Origin of the sequence: Psychrobacter sp. HII-4, assembly GCF_904846595.1 — a bacterium.
In the GTDB taxonomy this organism is placed as follows: Bacteria; Pseudomonadota; Gammaproteobacteria; order Pseudomonadales; family Moraxellaceae; genus Psychrobacter; species Psychrobacter celer.
The window spans coordinates 1-18,744 of record NZ_CAJHBJ010000015.1; the positions used below are offsets into that span (position 1 = coordinate 1).

At 45.3% G+C, this 18,744-nt stretch carries 16 protein-coding genes and 1 tRNA gene; 6 read left to right on the forward strand and 11 right to left on the reverse strand.

Annotation, left to right across the window (positions count from 1 at the left end; genetic code table 11):
• Nucleotides 1–87 precede the first annotated feature (87 nt).
• Nucleotides 88–1,011 carry an inovirus-type Gp2 protein gene (locus tag JMX98_RS08360; protein ID WP_201585891.1) on the reverse strand — a complete coding sequence of 308 codons (924 nt, stop codon included), beginning with the start codon at nt 1,009–1,011 and terminating at the stop codon, nt 88–90.
• Between the two features lie 456 nt (nt 1,012–1,467).
• Here JMX98_RS08360 and JMX98_RS08365 point away from each other — a divergent pair, with 456 nt between their 5' ends.
• Nucleotides 1,468–2,391: a hypothetical protein gene (locus JMX98_RS08365; protein ID WP_201585892.1), complete on the forward strand. Its 924-nt coding sequence runs from the start codon at nt 1,468–1,470 to the stop codon at nt 2,389–2,391.
• Here JMX98_RS08365 and JMX98_RS08370 read toward each other — a convergent pair.
• Entirely contained in the window at nt 2,388–3,749 is a 1,362-nt protein-coding gene (locus JMX98_RS08370) for a tyrosine-type recombinase/integrase (RefSeq protein ID WP_201585893.1), read from the reverse strand. The two genes, JMX98_RS08365 and JMX98_RS08370, sit on opposite strands and share 4 nt — an antisense overlap.
• 283 nt (nt 3,750–4,032) lie before the next feature.
• A tRNA-Ser gene (locus tag JMX98_RS08375) sits at nt 4,033–4,123 on the reverse strand.
• A gap of 157 nt (nt 4,124–4,280) precedes the next feature.
• On the opposite strand from JMX98_RS08375, the gene JMX98_RS08380 reads away from it, so the two are divergent.
• The 3 genes from JMX98_RS08380 (at nt 4,281) to JMX98_RS08390 (ending at nt 6,191) form a co-directional block, all read left to right on the forward strand.
• Complete coding sequence (locus tag JMX98_RS08380; RefSeq protein ID WP_201585894.1) at nt 4,281–5,171, forward strand: DNA/RNA non-specific endonuclease; 891 nt, start codon at nt 4,281–4,283, stop codon at nt 5,169–5,171.
• Between the two features lie 66 nt (nt 5,172–5,237).
• Entirely contained in the window at nt 5,238–5,501 is a 264-nt protein-coding gene (locus JMX98_RS08385; RefSeq protein ID WP_201585895.1) for a hypothetical protein, read from the forward strand.
• Nucleotides 5,502–5,807: 306 nt separating this feature from the next.
• Nucleotides 5,808–6,191 carry a DUF2147 domain-containing protein gene (locus JMX98_RS08390; protein ID WP_201585896.1) on the forward strand — a complete coding sequence of 128 codons (384 nt, stop codon included), beginning with the start codon at nt 5,808–5,810 and terminating at the stop codon, nt 6,189–6,191.
• A gap of 163 nt (nt 6,192–6,354) precedes the next feature.
• Here the strand turns inward: JMX98_RS08390 and JMX98_RS08395 are convergent, their stop codons facing one another.
• The 4 genes from JMX98_RS08395 to JMX98_RS08410 all read right to left on the reverse strand — a co-directional run bounded on the left by JMX98_RS08395 (nt 6,355) and on the right by JMX98_RS08410 (nt 11,003).
• A complete protein-coding gene (locus JMX98_RS08395) occupies nt 6,355–7,617 on the reverse strand; it encodes an ammonium transporter (protein WP_201585897.1) in 1,263 nt (420 codons plus the stop codon).
• A gap of 80 nt (nt 7,618–7,697) precedes the next feature.
• The gene (locus JMX98_RS08400) at nt 7,698–8,036 is read right to left on the reverse strand and encodes a P-II family nitrogen regulator (protein WP_010197981.1); all 339 of its coding nucleotides are present in this window, start codon (nt 8,034–8,036) and stop codon (nt 7,698–7,700) included.
• Between the two features lie 478 nt (nt 8,037–8,514).
• Nucleotides 8,515–9,369: a universal stress protein gene (locus JMX98_RS08405; protein WP_201585898.1), complete on the reverse strand. Its 855-nt coding sequence runs from the start codon at nt 9,367–9,369 to the stop codon at nt 8,515–8,517.
• A 134-nt stretch (nt 9,370–9,503) separates the two neighbouring features.
• Nucleotides 9,504–11,003, reverse strand: coding sequence for a SulP family inorganic anion transporter (locus JMX98_RS08410; protein ID WP_201585900.1), 1,500 nt, complete (start codon nt 11,001–11,003; stop codon nt 9,504–9,506).
• Between the two features lie 765 nt (nt 11,004–11,768).
• Between JMX98_RS08410 and murD the strand changes: the two genes are divergently transcribed.
• Both murD and ftsW read left to right on the forward strand, forming a co-directional pair.
• The gene (gene murD / locus JMX98_RS08415) at nt 11,769–13,202 is read left to right on the forward strand and encodes a UDP-N-acetylmuramoyl-L-alanine--D-glutamate ligase (RefSeq protein ID WP_192993470.1); all 1,434 of its coding nucleotides are present in this window, start codon (nt 11,769–11,771) and stop codon (nt 13,200–13,202) included.
• A 299-nt stretch (nt 13,203–13,501) separates the two neighbouring features.
• Nucleotides 13,502–14,698 carry a putative lipid II flippase FtsW gene (ftsW, locus tag JMX98_RS08420; RefSeq protein WP_172953132.1) on the forward strand — a complete coding sequence of 399 codons (1,197 nt, stop codon included), beginning with the start codon at nt 13,502–13,504 and terminating at the stop codon, nt 14,696–14,698.
• Nucleotides 14,699–14,755: 57 nt separating this feature from the next.
• Here ftsW and gluQRS read toward each other — a convergent pair whose 3' ends face one another.
• From gluQRS to JMX98_RS08440, 4 genes are all read right to left on the reverse strand, one after another.
• Nucleotides 14,756–15,751 carry a tRNA glutamyl-Q(34) synthetase GluQRS gene (gluQRS, locus tag JMX98_RS08425; protein WP_201585901.1) on the reverse strand — a complete coding sequence of 332 codons (996 nt, stop codon included), beginning with the start codon at nt 15,749–15,751 and terminating at the stop codon, nt 14,756–14,758.
• Nucleotides 15,752–15,943: 192 nt separating this feature from the next.
• On the reverse strand, nt 15,944–16,381 hold the full coding sequence (dksA, locus tag JMX98_RS08430; RefSeq protein WP_105244323.1) for an RNA polymerase-binding protein DksA: 438 nt from the start codon (nt 16,379–16,381) through the stop codon (nt 15,944–15,946).
• A gap of 527 nt (nt 16,382–16,908) precedes the next feature.
• On the reverse strand, nt 16,909–17,748 hold the full coding sequence (locus JMX98_RS08435) for a metallophosphoesterase (protein WP_201585902.1): 840 nt from the start codon (nt 17,746–17,748) through the stop codon (nt 16,909–16,911).
• Between the two features lie 168 nt (nt 17,749–17,916).
• Nucleotides 17,917–18,741, reverse strand: a complete 825-nt coding sequence (locus JMX98_RS08440; RefSeq protein WP_201585903.1) for a metal ABC transporter permease — start codon at nt 18,739–18,741, stop codon at nt 17,917–17,919.
• Nucleotides 18,742–18,744: the final 3 nt, after the last annotated feature.

Here is an 18,744-nt window from a genome sequence, read left to right on the forward strand (position 1 = left end):
TCGTCAAGGTGGTCAATGCCGATTCGAAACTGGACGGCGGCGCTCAATCGCTTTATGATTATGTTCGATGACCGTATCAGCAGACATTTAATCTAAATCGCAGTTACACAGAATTCGGGATGGTCTCCGTTTATTAGTCTCATAAATACCATGAGTGAAGGTTTTCATTTTAGGAAGCTTTACCCTTAAATGTTGATTCTTTTTATCAGGCTGTGTCAAATACAAAGAAGCACTAATAGCATTCTGCACCTCTTTTGGGTTACGACGATGAATCATGCCAATACCTAGTCTGCCAAGAGCTTCCTGCTTTTTCTTATACTGCGTGTTATTACAGTTGTAGTAACTGCCAAGACCACTAGTAATATTCTGCCACTTTTCCCCCACTAGCTGTCCTATATAAGTATCCTGACAGCGTTTAGAACCATCAAACATCAGCAATAAGTGAACGTGATAACCACGGTCATGACCTTGTTCTAAAGCAATTACATTGCCCTCTAATTCTTCAAAGCAACTTTCTTTTTTACCAATAAGCTCTCTAAGTTTTTTCAAGTGTTTATGAAAGGTCTCGATAGACACCAAATGATTGGTATCTTTTGAATATCCTAAATCTACACGAACAATTAGTAATCTTGAATAATGATTCAACATCTGACTCATATAAATGACTAATTTTTTTGTATTGACTTTTTCTTGCTCAATTACCCTTAAATTATTTTTTAAAATACTATTTTTATAAGCATATAAATTATTAATGAAGTCCCTAGTATTGTAATAACCCCATCTCATTTTTTTTGAATGATCACTACTTATTATTCTATTGGTACTATCTATAAATGCAGTAATGGTTGGGAAATAATCCAAGCTAGAATCATAATCAGCTAACAGCGGCAAGTACAATGCTGAAAGCTGTATGCTGACGTTACTAATATTAATGTTATTGGACAGAACATCTGTAACCAGTCTATCGACGTTACAGATAAGTTGGGATTGGCTAATGACTGGACATGACATGATTGTGATCCTATAAAGTAATTTTCTCATAGGGTCAGGTTGATCAGTATTTTTATAATGTTAGTCGCTGAGAGCTGGGCTCTCAGCATCAAGATAAGTAGCTACTGTATTAGATAATAACATAGATAACCCACTAAGGATGAGCTGCCGTAGAGCAGCTTTTCTCTTGTGTACGTAGGGATTTTTTACCAAGTCTGATGGCAAATCCCTGTCTGTGCTGGAGTTTGTATTGGGGTGGAGTTAGCTAGATAGGTAGTGTATTCTGCTTCAGTATTTTTAATAATAACCAAATTAGTAGTATATCATCTATTACTACTATATTTTATAGGACATGTAGCATAATTAATTTATTTAAATATCACTCAAATATTGTTTAATTAACATTTAAATTATATAATTATATCACTTTAAATTAATAGAAATATCACGCGTGATATTAAGAAAAATGGTGAAATAATGTCGAATATTAATGATAGTCATGTATCAAATGTGATAAATGAGAATAAGAAGTACTTTGATGAAAATATCAGATGTTTATCGGAAAGAGAGGTGTCTTGGTTACAATCTTATTTTACTTCTAAGATAAATGTTTCTTTCATGAGTATGGGGTCAACTAACTTGTATGAAGAACTTATAAACAAATTAGCAAGAACTGATAACTTTAAACAAGTCGTACATGATGCCCGCTCAAACATGCAATACAATTTAGTGCCTGATGAATATTTCCAATGGTTTAAAGACAGTTTTAGAGCACAGATATTTATTTTGAATTTTCTTGAATATGAATATGACTATCATGTAAAAACTCATAATCTAAATGATATGATTAAAACTATTTATAACTTTTTTGATACAAACGATGAAGAAAACACAGTAGAGCATAAAATAATATTAATAAATAATATTTATTCAATTTTTGAAACTATGATCTTAAGTGATAACTATACTAAATGGCTAAAGACTAATGAAACGGATAAGTTAGAATGGACAGCTAATTACTTAGTTAAAAATAAATTAATGCTAGATATAGATGGAAGATTGATTTCAGAGGAGATTTTGAGAGATGCAGTGCTAGCATCTCTGGATATGATTGATTATCCAATATTTTCTGAATTAAAGAATAGGAACTTTCGTTATGAACCTACGGCAAATAAAGAACTAATTATAGATAAAATGAAACGAGCTTGGAGCCAGCAAAAATACCGAAGCGCTGGTAAAACAAAAAAGGCGTACCATCTACCACTGACAAAAAAAACTAAAGCTAAATTAGAGAAAATGGCGCAAGTACAAGGGCTGTCAGAGACAGCTATGCTTGATATATTGATCAATCGCTTTTACGAACTTGATTATGTTGATGTTGACGGTAAGGACTTATACTAACGCTCATTAATATAACATTGCAGCTCATCTGTTGTGATACCTTGATCTAATAATGCTTTGATCAAAGTATGTGTATCGACATTTTGTAACGAGTCAGATTGTTTGCTTTCTAGTGATTTCTCAATCTGCCGCCGCGCTGTCTGAAAGTCTACAACCTCGCCTTTGTCTCTAAGTAGGTCTAAAAAGTCCGCCCAGACTTGCATGATTTTACGCCGTTCTTCTAAGTGCTGCGCGTGGTTATAAACCGCGCGAATACTGCTTTTTTTATCATGCGCCATCTGCTTTTCGATCGCATCGCCCATATAGCCAAGCTCGTTTAGGTTGGTAGAGGCGATGTGACGAAAGCCGTGACCTGTCTGTTTGCCTGCGTAACCCAAGATATCGAGCGCATTATTGATAAACTCTTCACTATACGGCTGATGCATACCCGTGTGGTAAAACACATATTCATATTTCCCCGTGATGGCTTTCATCTCTTCTAATACTGCCAGCATTTGATCTGATAGCGGTACGACATGCTTACGCGCAATTTTAAGGTTATCAATATCAACACGCCATAAGCGATTGGCAAAATCGATATGACTCCACTTCATCATACGCAGCTCGATGGTACGACAGAATGAATATGCTAAGAATTTCATACCTAATCGGGTTTGGTCGTGACCATGATAGCCTTCGATAGCTTGGAGTAGGGCCGGCAGCTCATTGATATCTACATGCTTCATGTGCTGACTTTTGGCTTTAGGATAGAGCGCCTTTAAATCATCGATTGGGTTTTGCTCAATGATGCGTTCGCGTTTGGCACGTCTTAAAACATTAGCCACCAGATCAATTGTGCGTCTGGTCACCTCACGTGGCGGCTCACCGTTTTTGTTCAGACGATTTTCGATCTCATCTGCCATTGATCGACAATCCTCAAAGCTGACATCTTTTAGTGCAATACCTTCAAAGTGTGGCAACACGTCTTTATGCATACGGTTATAGTCTTGCTGATAGGTACGCGGCTTGACGTTACGCTGACGTTCAGCGAGCCAGTCTAAGGCGTAGTCATTGAATTTTTGCGCGTGAATATTGGCAAGCTTGTCTTGACGCTTTTTATTTTTTGGATCGATACCGTCTGCTAGCAGCGCTTTGATCTCAGTATTGGCTTGTCTAGCCTCAGCTAATGACATGATGGGGTAAGTACCAAGTGTGAGGCGTGTTTGCTTACCATCGAAGCGATAGGCGCTTATCCATGTCTTTGTGCCTGTACTGCGGACCAAAAGCTGTAAACCTTGCTGATCACTGTATTTATCAGGACGCGAAGGCGTGCATTTCTCACTAGGTTTAAGCTTGCGGATCTTACTGTCGCTTAACATGTTGGTGTATTCCCTATGGCTACAAGCTATATGATTCAAGCAATACAATAAATACGTTGGTCTAAAGCTGAATCATAATGCTTAAATGTTGGTCTTTTTGAGGTCTAATGAAATCATAGACCAACAGATAGACCAACACAAGCCACGGGATAGGTAGGTTATGTTCGGACAGATTAGGAAAACGTTAGGCATAAAAAAAACGCTAGACGCGTTATATTTAAAGAGTTTAAGATGTATATAGGATAGTTTAGGACAAGCTAGGAAAACTAAGATTTTATAAGATTGGCGGTGAAGGAGGGATTCGAACCCTCGATACGCTATGAACGTATACACACTTTCCAGGCGTGCGGTTTCAGCCACTCACCCACTTCACCGTTTAGACAGACCGCATTTGCACGATACTGATTTTTGACTGGCTAAGTATAGCGGATACCATTTAAAAAGTCACGACTTACGCCTTATCTTTCTTTATTGATGGACGCCTGCTAGGATACGCATATGAAATAACAAGTATAGACGATTGAGAGTTGCATGATAAGAGTTGGTGGGTATCAAGGTATTTTGAACAACAGCATAATGGTGGTATTTGCTATCGTCGTAGGGCTATCATCAGCGCAGGCAGATGATCTTACTCAGTGTAGTCAATCTTTTTATGGCGGGGTTTATCCAGAGTTTACCAATACCAAGCTTGATAAGAAGACTCAAGCGCTGTGTATGGACGGGTTTGCCGTTATGTACTCGGGCGTGTCACGGACACCATTGTGGTCAGCTGAGCATCTAGACCGCCGCCGCTTGCAGCAAGCAAAAACCATCGACCGCGAAGACAGCTTTCATGAGGAGAGCCGTCTACCTAAGTCTATGCGCGCCTCGTTGTCTGATTATTCAGGTTCAGGCTATGATCGTGGGCATCTAGCGCCCAATGCCGATATGGCCAATCGCAGCCAGCAATACGACAGTTTTAGTCTGGCCAATATCGCCCCGCAGTCACCGCGCAACAACCGCTATATCTGGCGTAATATCGAGTCTGCGACGCGATACTTAACCCAGCAGTATGGCGAAGTCTATACCATCACGGGCGTGGCTTTTACGGGCAAAAAGACCAAACAGCTTGCTGAGCGCGTATTGGTACCTAGCCATTTTTTCAAGGCCGTCTATATTCCAGCGACCAATCAAGCAGGGGTGTATTACGCGCCCAACGATGAGTCAGAGCGCATAGAGGTCATTAGTCTAGATGAGCTAACGGCTAAAGTCGGCATGGATGTCTTGCCAGTGCTCGATCGCCAGACCAAAGCGCAAGCGTTTGCGCTGCCACTAAAGGCAGGTGAGAGCGCCGACTTGCCTGATCAGCCAGTAGAGGAGCCGACATGGCTGCTGTTTGTTTGGGCGATTATTGAGTGGCTACTGACTCAATTACAGGCTTAACATGCTTTTAGCGACATCTGAATGTGCTGATATGCATGACTGAATTACTATAAAAAGGATGACAAAATGATTGAACCCTTTGCCAATAACCACCAAAGCATGCAAATTGGAGAGCTGGTCATCGAAAACCAGCAGGACAAAATCACGATTTATGGCGATATCGATGTGACATTCGATGCAGCAGGACATCATCAAGCTCAGCAGCTACACGAGCTGACAACCAAAATTATGCAAGCTTTTGATGATGGTTTTCCTTATAGTAATAACGAGGCAAAGTCAAAAGAAAATGATGACCAATCGGACAAGAATATCGACAACCCTTTCCTGTAACTCTTTGATATAGTTTTGGTTTTACAGAAATAATAAAGTACAAAAAAATTACTAGGCAAACAGATAAAATTGCTTATAATGGGTCAAGACATCGCTTATGTCGCTCAAATCTTTGAACAAAAGCTTGTGAGCAATCGCGATAACGACTATTAAACGGCACATGCTAACTCATGATGTGCAGTGTTGATGAGTAAAGTCGCAGCGCTTATATAAAAGATTCTAGCAAAGGATAAGCATAGAACAGCAGAAACATCACGTTTCGAGCAATCATTGTTTGATTAATCATTGTATGAAGGGAGTCACTCTATGAAACTATTTACAAAAACCGCTTTAGCAGCTGCCGGTATCAGTATGGCGACCATGGCGTTTGCCGCTGATCCATTACACAATACAACATGGCAGACGTATGACGACGGTAAGCCAAAAGGCACGGTAAAAATCACCGAGTCTAACGGGATGTTGACAGGTAAACTCATTGCAACGAACTCCGCCAAAGGCAAAAAACATGTCGGCATGACTGTCATCAAAGGCCTAAAAGCTGACGGTGGTGGTAAATATAGCGGTGGGACGATCACTGATCCAGAAAAGGGTAAAGACTATCGTATGACAGCCAGTTTAAATGGCAACACTCTAAAGCTAAAAGGCTATATCGGTCCATTCTCACGTAGCCAAGAGTGGAAGAAGAAATAAACCACACGCGTTATATTAAGCGTTAGAACATAAAAATCCCGCCAAACCGAGAGGTCTGGCGGGATTTTTGATGGGGCATCTCTTTAATACAGTAAGTGAAAGTACATTAGATGAAGAGGCACTGGATTGAGAAGCCTTTAATTAAGAAGCGCTAGGTTGTGCCTTATCTCACAAACTCAGGATACGCTTCCATACCACACTCTGCGATATCTGCGCCTTCGTATTCATCCTCTTCAGAGATGCGTAGACCTATGATCAGCTTGATCAGTGACCAAACGATTAGGCTTGCGACAAACACCCAGACAAAGATCGTCGCCGCGCCTGCGATTTGACCCAAAAAAGTCGCTGCAGGATTGGTAATAGGTACGATAAGTAAGCCAAACAGACCCACGACGCCGTGTACTGAGATTGCGCCCACTGGGTCGTCTATTTTTAGTTTATCGAGTGCCAAGATAGATAAGACCACGATAACCCCAGCGATCAGCCCAAAGAGCGTGGCTTGTAAGGCAGAAGGGGTCGACGGCTCAGCAGTGATGGCGACCAGCCCCGCGAGTGCACCGTTTAAGAGCATGGTCAGATCCGCTTTACCAAAGATCAAACGTGCCAGCAGCAATGCTCCGATAGCGCCGCCTGCGGCTGCGGCGTTGGTGTTCAAAAACACCATGGCCACAGAGTTGGCACTGGCGATGTCGCCCAGCTTGAGGACGGAGCCGCCATTAAACCCAAACCAGCCCATCCATAATATCAATGTCCCAAGGGCGGCCAATGGCAGGTTGGCCCCCGGTATCGCCCGTATTTCACCTTTTGGTCCGTACTTGCCTTTGCGCGCACCTAATAGTAGTACGCCCGCCAAGGCCGCCGCCGCTCCTGCCATATGCACAATACCTGAGCCAGCAAAATCAGAGAACCCCAAGTCGCCAAGGTTATATAAACCAAACACATCGTTGCCGCCCCATGTCCAGCTGCCTTCTAATGGATAAATCAGCCCTGTCATGACCACTGCAAACAACAAAAACGACCATAGCTTCATACGCTCAGCCACCGCGCCTGAGACGATAGACATACAAGTCGCCACAAACACCACTTGAAAGAAAAAGTCAGAGGCTGCAGAGTAGACAGAGTCACCGCCAAAGCCGTTTTCGCTAGAGGCTGCTAGTGCGTCTTCTACTAAGGTATCGCCGCCTGCAATTCCGTTCAAGAACAGATCGCCGCCATACATAATGGCATAACCGCAAATCATATACATGGTACAGGCGGTGGCGAATAGAGCGACGTTTTTGGTTAAAATCTCAACGGTGTTTTTGGAGCGGACCAGCCCTGCTTCTAGCATGGTAAAACCCGCTGCCATCCACATGACGAGCGCGCCACACATTAAAAAATAGAACGTATCAAGTGCGTACTGAAGCTCAAAGATTTGGTTTTGCATGTTAATTCCCCCTTGAATTGATGCAATATAGAGCGTTAGGTAGGGCTTACAAATCAGCGTTTGTAAGTAGGTCGTGCGCTTTAGATAGCGTCAGGACCCGTCTCGCCCGTACGAATACGAATGACTTGCTCGAGTGCTGTGACAAAGATTTTGCCGTCACCGATCTTACCTGTGCTCGCGATGCGGGTGATGGCTTCGATAGCAGGCTCGACCATTTCGTCAATAACAGCCACTTCGACTTTTACTTTAGGTAAAAAGTCCACCACGTATTCGGCGCCGCGATAGAGCTCTGTGTGGCCTTTTTGGCGACCGAACCCTTTAACTTCAGTGACAGTAACGCCTTTGACACCGATGTCAGAAAGCGCTTCACGCACATCATCGAGCTTAAACGGTTTTAAGATCGCAGTGATTAGCTTCATAAAAAATTCCTTATTTGTGTGATGCCGCAGGTTGAGAGAAGTTGTGGTGCGTCTCATCGTGGTGATGCTTGATATAGTTATTCAAGAACTGTGCCAATGTGCCAAACCTACTCAAGGGGGTAGGTAGGAGTGGGCTTATTGGTACAAAAATCACCAGTATCATGACACACATCACGCTCTATAACGCCGCGATTATACTTATCGTCATGCGTCATACCGCATCAATCAACCTTTGGCGTTAAGCCTATGAAAACTTTATTATAACCAACTTTCTAGGCGCTTGGGGAGGCTATCGATTTATTTCATGTGACGATTTGCTAAGCGGTTTTTATAAATAATAAAAACGAAAAGGGATACCTATCATCACTATATAAGGGATGAGGTCAAAAAACGCGCCGAGCATAAACACATTACTCAGCGCCGGTAAGAAAAGTAATCAAGCGGCAGACGGTGTGGCGTATAGCCTTTGGGATAGCTCTTATGCTTTAGGAAAAAGCAGATAAGGGGTTTGGGTGCTGACCAGTAATTTTTCCGTATCGCTGCCTTGCAATAGCTCACGTAACCGCGACTGCCCAAACGCCCCTGACATCAATAGGCCAATATCGTTTTCGGTTTGATAATAATTGAGGGCTGCTGTCACGTCGCGGCAATCGAGTAACGCCTTTTTCGACTTGATGCCCGCTTGCTTGAGGCGCGCGTAAGCTTCGCGCAGCGCATCGCAGTTTTCAGAGTTTTTTTTGCCCACCATCACGATGTGGACGGTTAGGGCGCGAATAAGTGGCGTTTTACAGAGCCAATTGAGCATTTTATGACAAGTGGGACTGTTGTCGAAGGCAAATAGCGCCGTCGTAGGGGGCAAAAATGGTGCATGAGTCACCAAAATGGGGCAAAGACTGACTCTGATGAGTTGGCTCAAAGTCGATTTGCAAGTGACATGATGACCGATGACAATCAATTGCGCTTTGTCATCGACATAATCGATACTTTCACTGAGGTTTTCGTGCCGATGCAACGTATAGGTTTTGAGTTTTTGTCGCTGGTGCTCGCAGTAGGTTGTGGCTTGATGCAACAGCAGCTTGCCTTGGGCTTTTAATTCACAGTTGCTTAGGTGTTCTTTATTGGTAAATTGCTCAAGCAAAGTGTTTTCGTCGTCGATATTTAGGCAGCCAGAGTAGTTTACCGCGGCTTTTTGTTGCAAGCTTGGCACCGAGTGCAAGAGGCCGATAGGCACTTGCAGGCGAGTCGCTGCCCACATACTGGCTTTCAACACGGCTTGCACGTGATCAGGACAGTCCAAGCAGGCAATCACACTATCTGGTTTTAAATTACTCATAAGACCACCACATCATTCCGACAATAAAAAGACAGCTGCTTGGCGAAAAGCTGGGCAATGTGACTGATACCCAACTCTCTCAGCCAACGCAGCTGTTTATTAAACTATATATTCAATTATCTACTGGTAATGCATTAATCCAGCAAGCCAATGTCTCGGCGATCGTGGATAGAAAAACGGTCAATCAGGGTTCGGCTTGCATTATTGAGTCCCACCACTTTGACATCAATGCCTTCTCGTTGCAAGCGCATGACCAGCTTGTCCAAAGTGTCCACGGCGCTGACGTCCCAAAAATGCGCTTGGCTGACGTCAATCTCGATACTATCTACGGCTTCTTTGGTATCAAAGCTGTGCAAAAACTGCGTGGTCGAGGCAAAAAACACCTGCCCTTGCACATAGTAATAACGCGTGTTGCTACGCTCATCGTACTCACTAAAGATGGTTAAGAATTGACCAATCTTATTGGCAAAGGCCAAGGCAGAGAGCAGGACACCGACGCCGACACCGTACGCCAGATTGTGCGTAAATACTGTGGTCACGACCGTGGCTAGCATGACGATGTTAAATGACATCGGATGCGTTTTAAACTCGCGAATAGACTGCCAATTAAAAGTGCCAATCGACACCATAATCATCACCGCCACCAGTGCGGCCATTGGGATTTGACTGACCCAGTCGCTCAAAAACACCACTAAGATGAGCAGCATCACACCGGCAATCAAGGTCGACAAGCGCGTCCGACCGCCAGATTTGACGTTGATCATCGACTGACCAATCATCGCACAGCCGGCCATACCGCCAAAAAACCCTGACACCACGTTGGCCATCCCTTGACCACGGCATTCTTTGTTTTTATCACTTGGCGTATCTGTCAACTCATCCACGATGGTCGCCGTCATCATAGACTCTAGCAAACCTACGATGGCAAGCGCGATAGAGTAAGGCGCGATGATCAGTAAAGTATTGAGGTTTAGAGGGATATCTGGCAACAAAAACATCGGCAGCGAATCTGGCAGATCACCCATGCTGCCGACGTTACGAATATCAAGGTTCATATACATCGCCACCGCTGTCAGACCCACGATACAGATAAGCGGCGATGGGATCACCCGTCCGATTTTCGGAATCAGCGGAAACAAGTAAATAATCGCAAGGCCCGCTGCGGTCATTAGGTAGACCGTCATCCCGACGCGCTCAGTCATTGGGTTTAGCTCAGGGAGCTGGGCGGCAAAGATGAGTATCGCCAAGGCGTTGACAAAGCCAATCACCACCGAGCGCGAGACAAAGCGCATCAAATTACCCAGCTTTAAAATACCCATCACAATCTGAATACCGCCGCACAGTAAAGTCGCGGCCAGTAGATACTGTAAGCCATGCTCAGCGACCAAGTCGACCATCACCAGTGCCATCGCGCCTGTCGCCGCCGAAATCATACCTGGACGACCACCGACAAAACTGATCACCACCGCGATACAAAACGAGGCATACAAGCCGACCTTTGGATCGACCCCAGCGATGATAGAAAAGGCAATGGCTTCAGGGATTAAGGCGAGGGCAACGACCAGACCTGATAACACATCACCACGAACATTGGAAAACCACTCGTCACGTAAGTTATCAATAAAAGATGTCATAAGTAAACTGCATAGGGTTAGAGGCAAAAAAAGTAATCATCCATAAAATGATCGCGTCGCTATAAAATAGCGGTTCATCTTTTTTTTTACCACAACATGCGCCTTGTCATGTTGTGGTATTGAATTATCAGAGGTCAATCATCAACACATCGATGGATTTATTGATGGGTATCACAAATACACTCACCAATAATAACTATGATGATAAATCCTATCAGATTGCCTAAAAAATAGTATTTAAAATGGGTGCTTAAAGTAGTGTATATAAAATAGCACCTACAATAACGTATAGAGTCAGCAATGAGATGCTGCAATAGAAGGTGATAAAACGCTGTCCAACAAGCACAGCAGTTTGATTTTGATAGTAAGGTAGCCTAAGTCGCCGCAAATCAAAAATGACTGAGGGGCAAATAGCAGGCGAACGCTAACAACATGCTACACTAAAATGCCAAGCTCAAGACTTAGAGTAAGACTTAGCAAAAAACCTGTGCTGACAGATCAGGGCGGCTATTATAGCATTAGACCCTGAATATAAAAACAGGCGCATAATAGCATAAAGTCATAAAAAATCAGTACCGAAATCTGAACGATACCGTTATCATGATTATTATCTTGACGGTAGCGCTTAACGCTTGATACAGCAGCATCGCTAATGCCATGCCAGCTGCTTCAGCCACTATATAGAGCCTCTTTTATTCGTCTTATCCTGTATCTTAGCCATATTACCCATCGTTTGCTTGTTTAATTTTAATAGAAGGAATAGATATGACCACCAGTACTACAACAGAAGCCTTACTTCATAAAGGCAGTGGGTTACAAGTCGTGGTCGGTTTGGGGCAGTCGGGGCTGTCGGTGGCGCATTATTTGGTCAAGCAAGGCTATCAGGTCGCTGTCACCGATGCGCAAGCGGCGCCAGCGTTGGCAGTGAAGCTGCCAGAGGCCGTGACGACGCGTCAGTTTGGCGCGATTGACGCCGAGCTATTGCAGCAGGCGGCGCGTATCATTATCAGCCCAGGCATCGCCCTTAGCACGCCTGCGGTGGCGGCGGCGCGTCAAGCCCATATCCCAGTGGTCAGCGACATTCAATTATTTTGCGACGCTTGCCGTGTCCCTATCGTCGCAATTACTGGCTCTAATGCCAAAAGCACGGTAACCACCTTGGTTGGTCAGATGGCGGCAGATGCGGGCGTCAATGTCGGTGTCGGTGGCAATATCGGCGTACCGGCGCTGACGCTACTAGAAAATAGCGAGATGGAGCTGGCTGTACTTGAATTGTCGAGCTTTCAGTTAGAAACGGTCAGCAATCTGGGTGCGCAAGTGGCAACTGTGCTCAATATGTCGCCTGACCATCTCGATCGTCATGGCGATATGCTCGGCTACCATCAAGCCAAACATCGTATTTTTCAAGGCGCTAAGTCAGTGGTCATCAACCGCGAAGATGCGTTGACGCGACCACTGGTGGCTGATAACTTACCCAGAATCAGTACAGGCATTCATGCGCCTGACAAAGACCAATATGGACTGATTGTCGATTCCGATGGGCAGATTTATTTGGCGCGTGGTACACAAAAACTACTGTCGGCAGACAAACTGTTGATTAAAGGTCGGCATAATTTGCTCAACGCGCAAGCGGCGCTGGCATTAGGCGAGCTGGCGGGGTTGCCGCTGGCGAGTATGCTGACGACTTTGCAACAGTTCACAGGTCTTGAGCATCGCTGTGAATACGTGGCAAGCGTGGCTGGTATCGATTATTTTAATGACTCAAAAGGCACCAATATCGGCTCGACCATAGCAGCCATCGAAGGGCTTGGCGCTGTCTATGCGCCAAAAGATGGCAAGCTGCTGCTGGTATTAGGCGGGCAGGGCAAGGGGCAGGCGTTTGGTGAGCTGACGCCTTTTATCAATCAGTACGTCAGCCAAGTTTTGTTTATTGGCGAAGATGCACCACTGATAGAGCAGCATTTGCGCGCGGCTAAGATCAGTCATGACGTGACGCTACATCAGTGCCAAACGCTAGAAAACGCCTTTGCCACCATCTTGCAAGTGACCTCAAGCAGTCTCTCGCAAGTACAGGCTGTGTTGTTGTCGCCTGCGTGTGCCAGCTTTGATCAATACAGCGGCTATGCCGCACGCGGTGAGCATTTTGGTCGATTGGTTCATCAGTTAGCAAGCGAGTCGGCAGAGACAGCGACCCCTTAGTGGTATGAGTGGCTATCTGGCATTCTATGCCGGCAGCTGGTGGATGGGCAAGGCGCACAGGTGTTTTTTGATAAATGATTGTCTTGCTTATAGATTGCTGCTACTGTCTTTTATAACCAGCCTACTAATCAAGCGAAGAGATGACTGTGTCATTGCTTGAGTAATGGTTAATCGTGCCGATGGCCGATGATGATCAGTCGTTGTTTGTCTTAGCCTCAGGTTTGTTTGTTGGTATGTGTTTTTTAAACGGTGGCGTTGTATAGACGCCGTGTTTTTCGTTCGTTAGTGTATATAAAATTATGGCGCTCTCTTCTCTTTTTCGTTCTTCGTCCCAACCAAAGACAGCCACTGGCGCTGATGGTATTTTATCGATGCCGTCAGCGCGTGCTGTTTTGATAGCGAGCGTTGGCTGTATGCTGGTGCTCAGCTTATTGATGGTCGCCTCTGCTTCTATCCCATTCGCCCTGAGCCGTGGTATGAGCGAGCTGTACTTTTTTAAAAACCAGCTGCTTTACATGACCATTGGACTTATCATCGCCGCCATCCCTTATTATGGGGTATCTTTGCGGCGACTTTATAAGACAGAAACCCAGTTCATATTGCTGGGGGTTACCGGCTTGCTGCTCGTTGCTACCTTGTTTAGTACTCCGATTAACGGCTCAAAACGCTGGTTAAATTTGGGGGTCTTTAACTTTCAGGTAGCCGAGCTGGCAAAGCTTGTAATGATTGTCTTTGTCTCTGACTTTGTGGTACGCCGCTCGTTTGAAGTGCGCAATGGTCTAGATGGCTTTTTGCGCATTATGTTGGTGGTGGTTCTGATTACCATGCTCCTACTCTCGCAGCCAGACTTTGGCTCGTTTGTTGTTATTTTAGGCACGATTTTTGCGATTTTTTATATCGCAGGTGCGCCTTACAAGCACTTTGTCGCACTGACTGCCGCTGCCATCGGTGGGGCTGTGTTGATGGTGACAACGGCGCAGTATCGCTTGGTGCGCGTGATGTCGTTTATGGATCCGTTCGATGATGTGCAAGATACCGACTATCAGTTGGCGCGCAGTTTGATTGCCTTTGGTCGTGGGCAGTTTACTGGCGTGGGCTATGGTGAGAGTGTACAAAAACTCTCGCATTTGCCTGAAGCGCATACCGATTTTTTATTGGCCATTACAGGTGAGGAGCTGGGTTTTGTCGGGGTGACGATGGTCTTGGTACTTGAGGCGCTGATCATCGGTAGTGCGATGCGCATCAGTTACAACGCGCTAAAACGTCGGCAGATGCGCATGAGCTATACCGCTTTTGGTATCGGTGTGGTGTTTATTGCGCAAACCATCATCAATGCGGCGATGAATATGGGAGCGATTCCGACCAAAGGCTTGACCATGCCATTTTTTAGTTATGGTGGTTCATCTATGCTGATCAGCCTTGTGATGGTAGCGCTGCTGCTAAAAATCTACAAAGAAAGCCCTGAGATTGAAAAGAGTCAGTGCCGTTACTATTAAGCCCTAAACCAAACACCGTTACTATATTCCTAGAGTTTTAGTGTCTTTGCAAGATGATTAACAAGCGTCGCTATTATGAGTGGCGCTTTTTGCTGTTGGTCTATTATTTATCAAGCTTAACTGCTGCTGCCCGTGTAGCGGCGCGTTGTCCCACTGTGCAGTCGCCTGTTTGAGCATCCGCGCAGGTGTGTCTATCTCGACACTTGGCTGCTGCAAAAGCTGTAATGCGGTCGCGATTAGCTGACTTGGGTCGCGGGTGTCTATTGGCTGCGCTAGGTTTTGTTTAGACAGCTTTTGCCCGTTTGGGCTGCAGATCAGCGGCAGATGATACCAGCGGTCAATCGCGGGCAGGCGCGCTGCTTGCATGATGCTGATTTGGGCGGTGGTCATGGGCAGAATATCCAAGCCGCGCATGATATGTGTAACCCCTTGCAAGCCATCATCAAGACTGGCGGCCAAAATATAATTGATCATGCCGTCTTGTCGACGCACCACCATATCGCCCAAGGTCTGCTGCGGATTGCCCCACTGTTGTCCCTGAATACCATCATGAAACCCAATGAGATAATCGGGTAGCTGTATGCGTAGCTTGTGCTGTAGCCTATCTAGTGCTTTGGTGACACAGCGCCGCGGATATCGTTTTCTGTTTGGCAGCACAGTCAGCTGTGTCGCAGTATCTGTATGGGCAGGGATTTGCTCTTGCTGCGCCCAATATTGCTCTAGGTCTTTACGTGAGCACTGACAGCCATAGGTCAGCGGCCGCAGGGTCGAGGCCAGATACTCATTATAGATATCGATGCGCTCAGATTGATACACCACATCACCATCCCAGTGTAACCCCAGCACTTCTAGGTCGATCAAGATCTGCTCAGTAAACTGCCGATCGCAGCGCTCTGTATCTGTGTCTTCGATACGCAATAACCATTTACCGCCAAGTGATTTTATATGGCAGTAGCTGGCAAGGGCGGTGGTCAGTGAACCAAGATGTAGCTCGCCGGTTGGGGAAGGGGCAAAGCGGCCGATAGGCGGCGTGGGTATGGAGGTCGTGGGCATAGGCGTTTATGGGATAGTTAAAATAAACGATGACGGGTTAAGGGACACCGTTATCGCGGACTAGGTCATATAGGATACTGTATCTGCTGGCCAAAAGATGTTTATAAAACGCAACAAGCGACCACATGATGGTCGCTTGTGCTGAGATAACGCTATTGATTTGTTATCTCTCGGATTTATATGCCTATGCGCCTACGCACCTTGGTTTTGGCGCTCTTTGATTTCTGAGAGAGTCTTACAGTCGATGCACTGGGTCGCGGTTGGACGCGCTTCAAGACGACGCAAGCCAATCTCTACGCCACAGGTTTCACAAAAGCCATAGTCGTCATTTTCGATTTCTGCTATGGATTTGTCGATTTTGCGAATCAGCTTACGCTCACGGTCACGCGTACGCAGCGCCAAAGCAAACTCTTCTTCTTGAGTGGCGCGATCATTGATGTCTGGCATGGCGCTTGACTCATCTTGAATATAAGTCTTGGTACGGTCTGCTTCGCCAATCAATTGATTTTTCCAGTCCAATAAAATTGCCTTAAAGTGCGCCAATTGCGCATCAGACATATACTCTTCGCCTTCGGCTGGCACATAAGGAGTAAACTTCACTTCACTCGGATTCGTGGTCAGGGTGCTCATATGGGTATCCTACTTTTTCAAATTAATTCAATAAAACGACGCATCAAAAGACAAGACGTTATCAATTTATAAACGCTATAAGTTGTCCCTTTTGGTAACACAAGTAACACAGCTGATCTAATAATAAAGTTGTCTCGATATGACGACAGCGACATATCAGTACCCCAGTATATGGTTATGTATATTTTTATTTAAATACCTTGATGCAAATACCTCAGTGTAAATAGGGTAATTGGCCTACGGGTCGCTAAACAATATAACAAAACACGGACTATGAATACTTAGCGTGTGGTCAGGTTAGCCATCCTAGCTATTATAATTTTGTCTAATCTCGGCTATAAGTTATCTTTATATTTTAATCATCATCTGGTTTTATAAGTTGTATCACTGTTTTTCATAATAATGAAGAAGTTTTTATCATTGTTGGTGTTTTAATGCAGTCAGACACCACTTATCTAAGCCAGCAATATCGGCAAGAAGTCCGATACATCAGAGCTACATCACGCTCGCCGCGATAAATCTGGGCGTCAAGTATCCAGTCTTTCTACCCAGCTTGCAACCTCTCCATTGTTGGCTAATTGCAACCAACGGTAACCCGGCTGGGCATGTTTATCATAGGCAAATTCATCTGAAAAAGGTTTGAACTGATAGCAGGTAGAAGGGGTGCTATATACCATGACCCCTTGATAATGGCGTACTTGCTCTTGATGAGTATGACCGCTGATGATTGCTTTTAAGTGCGTAAACGCACTCATCTGTCGCCAAAAATCCTCGCTGTTTTTTGCCATATGGGTATCGATCCAGTCAGAATCGACAGGAATCAGATGGTGATGGACGGCAATGAGCGCAGGCTTGCTACAGTGGCTGAGCTGCTGACATAGCCAATCGATATCACTTGGCGCGATCTCACCTGAGACCTTGCCTGCGATGGATGAGTCCAAAAATAACAACTGCCAATGAGCAGACTCAATCACATGCCGACTGAGCAAACGCGGGTCAGCTGGTTTGGCCACCAGCTCACGCTGAAAAAACGGCAAATCATCGCCCAGCTCATCGGTCACATCATGGTTGCCGGCGATACAAGCAAAAGGAATGCCAGTCGCTTGTAGGACGGCAAAAATATGATCGTAAATATCAGGTTTTACTCGGTTGACCAAATCGCCCGTCACCACAATCAAATCGCAGCGAATATCATCGTTTAATGCTTGCGCCAGTACCGTCTCAAAGCTGTGCTGACACAAAACAGCGTCACCGCTACCATCGTCTATGCCCTTGTTGACAGGCGTTGATAGGTGCAAATCTGTGATTTGTAAAATATTGAGCTGTTCATCAGGTGGGCAAAGCGTGTTGACAGGATAGCTTGGCATTGGGGCGCTCCCTCATCGACTCAAAACAATCAAAGTTGTCAGAACGACTATGGATAAACAATGGTGAAAAGCAAGTTTATAACATAAAGTGAATGAAAGCTCTAGCAATATTGATGAAATAAAGTTGGACAACATCAAGGTAAAACTTGTTTATAACCCAGTGGTTACCTAGCGCCGGCGCTGTGCTGACCAAAACCTAAGCGTTTTTAATTTGCTAAAAAACAACGCAATAAAAAACAAAATCGCTAATATCAAAACAATAGAAAGGCCAGTCTGGATGTCCAGCCAAATACTGCCCCACACGCCCAGCGTGACGCCAACCTGAGCGATCAGTAAAGACAAGAGAACCATTTGTTTGGGCGAAGATGCCCATAAGCGTGCACTCAAGGCTGGCAGTACCAAAAGGCCACTGATCAGTAGGCTACCCACCGCCTGCAAGGCAATGGCACAAAACCCTGCCAATACTCCCATAAAAAATAGCCGCTGGCGCGCAGGATTGATACCTTGAATCCGTGCCAAGGCCTCATGAGTGGCCAGCTTGGTTTGCGCAGGCCATATATAGATAAGCAGTCCTAAACCCACCAGTACACTGGTGGCAAGCAGCGGCAGATCAGCCCAATCCAGTTCAAGTAAGTTACCGAACAAAAACCCCAATACATTGGCTTGCTGGTCGGTCAGCTGAGTCAATGCCAGTAGTCCCAAGCACAGCAGCGACACCGCGACGACGGCCAGTACCGCATCGACAGGCAAGCGCTCATCATCGATAAGGACCAGTCCTAGGACCACCGCGACACTAATGATAGCAATCCCAACGCCCATCGGTAATTGCCACCACACTGCCAAAGCAACGCCAAGCAGCGTACCATGCGCCAGTGCATCGGCAAAAAAAGCCATGCGCCGCCACAATACCAGACACCCCAGAGGCGCTGAGAGCAACGCTAAAATACTACCTGCAATCCAAGCCGGGGCAATGATGGCTAACCAAGCGCTCATAAA